2 rRNA genes are annotated in these 523 nt (G+C 61.2%); both read right to left on the bottom strand.

Annotated features, from left to right (window positions below):
- Window positions 1-7 precede the first annotated feature (7 nt).
- Window positions 8-124, bottom strand: a 5S ribosomal RNA gene (gene rrf / locus ACJTNH_RS20765).
- 126 nt (window positions 125-250) lie between these two features.
- Window positions 251-523: ribosomal RNA gene (locus ACJTNH_RS20760) — 23S ribosomal RNA — on the bottom strand; the annotation flags it as partial.

Genomic DNA, 523 nt, shown 5'->3' with positions numbered 1-523 from the left:
GAGTTGTGTCCGGCGGCGTCCTACTCTCCCACCCGGTCCCCCGGGCAGTACCATCGGCGCTGAAAGGCTTAGCTTCCGGGTTCGGAATGAGACCGGGCGTTTCCCTTTCGCCATGACCGCCGTAACGCTGTGAACTTGTCCCCCACCCCCACACCGCACACGCCCCGATAGGGCCTGTGAAAGGGGGGTGGGTTCCGTACGTTCAGAACCACACAGTGGACGCGAGACACATCAAGTAGCTGGGTGTTGAGTGGTCAAGCCCTCGGCCTATTAGTACCGGTCAGCTCCACGACTTGCGCCGCTTCCACTTCCGGCCTATCAACCCGCTGGTCTGGGCGGGGGCCTTACCCGGTTGACCCGGTGAGAGACCTCATCTTGAAGCGAGCTTCCCGCTTAGATGCTTTCAGCGGTTATCCCTGCCGAACGTAGCCAACCAGCAGTGCTCCTGGCGGAACAACTGGCACACCAGAGGTTCGTCCGTCCCGGTCCTCTCGTACTAGGGACAGCTCTTCTCAAGTCTCTT

Source organism: Modestobacter lacusdianchii, assembly GCF_054177765.1.
The sequence above is the reverse complement of the archived record's forward strand: the minus strand, read 5'-3'. Positions and strand labels throughout refer to the sequence as shown.